Consider the following 632-nt stretch of genomic DNA (forward strand, 5'->3'; position numbering starts at 1 on the left):
TGACGACCACGGTGTAATCCAACACCAGGCTCTCGCCCACTGCGAGGTGATCGAAGGCTTCGCCAGCGACACTGCTGCTGTCGAAAGTCCAGTTCAGCGTGCCGTCATTCTCGGTGTTGGCGATAATCGCGTCAGCGTCGACGGAGAGCATGCTCAGCAGCTCAGCATTGCTCAGGCCATCGGTGTCACCGGTGGCGGTCACGGCGGTGACGCTCGGCGTGACTTCGTCAGTGGTATCCAGATCGCTCACGGAGAGCGTACCGGCGGTGGTCAGGGTGTCATCCGTCTCGGTCAGCGACTCGCTCGCACTGTCGTCGCCTTCAATGGCAATGACCGGCGCATCGTTGCTGCCATTGATGGTGATGCTGACGACCTGCTCCGCGGTCACACCCTGGCTGTCGGTGACGACCACGGTGTAATCCAACACCAGGCTCTCGCCCACTGCGAGGTGATCGAAGGCTTCGCCAGCGACACTGCTGCTGTCGAAAGTCCAGTTCAGCGTGCCGTCATTCTCGGTGTTGGCGATGATCGCATCGGCATCGACGGAGAGCATGCTCAGCAGCTCGACATTGCTCAGGCCATCGGTGTCACCGGTGGCGGTCACCGCGGTGACGCTCGGCGTGACGTCGTCA

The 632-nt window shown here is 61.9% G+C and carries 1 protein-coding gene; it reads right to left on the reverse strand.

What is annotated here, in order from left to right:
- The coding region (locus OW493_RS17170) for a VCBS domain-containing protein (protein ID WP_289864991.1) at nt 1-632 on the reverse strand (632 nt) is incomplete at both ends.

Source organism: Cobetia sp. 14N.309.X.WAT.E.A4 (assembly GCF_030397495.1).
Classification (GTDB): Bacteria; Pseudomonadota; Gammaproteobacteria; order Pseudomonadales; family Halomonadaceae; genus Cobetia; species Cobetia marina.